The organism is Pseudomonas sp. PDM04, assembly GCF_014851765.1.
Lineage (GTDB): Bacteria > Pseudomonadota > Gammaproteobacteria > Pseudomonadales > Pseudomonadaceae > Aquipseudomonas.
The window spans coordinates 1-266 of the sequence record NZ_JACVAI010000029.1 but is presented as its reverse complement, the minus strand read 5'-3'; the positions used below and the strand labels follow the sequence as shown (position 1 = coordinate 266).

The following is a 266-nucleotide window of genomic DNA, read 5'->3' as shown; positions in this document are numbered from 1 at the left end:
TGGCGGGGTCGTCGTGACGGATCAACTGGCCGCACTGATTGCGAGCGTCACCCTCAACCCCGCCGTACTGAAAACGCTCGACCACCCGCGCGACCTCGCCGTGAAGCTGCTCGGTGATCGCCAAGGGCCGCAATTGATCATCGTAACCCCGCTGCTGGCTGCCGCGACTGTCCCAGCGCTGCACCAGCTGCCCCGCCTCGCCCAGCAGCGCCACGACCCATCCTGCATCGACACGGGCAGCCAACAGCTCCACCGCTGACAACCCA

General features: G+C 66.9%; 1 pseudogene. It reads right to left on the bottom strand.

Annotated features, from left to right (window positions below):
• Nucleotides 1–266, bottom strand: a pseudogene (locus tag IB249_RS29645) (type IV secretion protein Rhs); the annotation flags it as partial.